Genomic DNA, 447 nt, shown 5'->3' with positions numbered 1-447 from the left:
GTTCAAAGACGGGCGTTACGTGCGCACCTTTGATGATATGAGTGCGCTCAGCCACGACCAGTTGGTGACCTGCATGGTCGGTCGCGACATTCAGGATATTTACGACTACCGCCCGCGAGAGCATGGCGAGGTCGCACTCAAGGTCGACGGGTTGCTGGGGCCTGGCCTGCGTGAGCCGATCAGTTTCGACGTGCGCAAGGGCGAGATTCTTGGCTTGTTCGGGTTGGTCGGGGCAGGGCGCACGGAGCTGTTTCGTTTGCTCAGCGGGTTGGAACGCAGCAGCGCTGGCAGCCTGCAATTGTGCGGTGAAAACCTGCAACTGCGCTCACCGCGCGACGCCATCGCCGCCGGTGTGTTGCTGTGTCCGGAAGACCGCAAAAAGGAAGGGATCATTCCGCTTTCCAGCGTCGCCGAGAACATCAATATCAGCGCCCGTGGTGCCCATTC

The 447-nt window shown here is 60.6% G+C and carries 1 protein-coding gene; it reads left to right on the top strand.

The features are described from left to right. On the top strand, positions 1–447 hold a 447-nt coding region (locus BW43_RS0127700; RefSeq protein ID WP_032889377.1), incomplete at both ends, for an ATP-binding cassette domain-containing protein.

Origin of the sequence: Pseudomonas sp. RIT357, assembly GCF_000632245.1 — a bacterium.
In the GTDB taxonomy this organism is placed as follows: Bacteria; Pseudomonadota; Gammaproteobacteria; order Pseudomonadales; family Pseudomonadaceae; genus Aquipseudomonas; species Aquipseudomonas sivasensis.
This window is presented reverse-complemented; position numbering and strand designations above follow the sequence as displayed.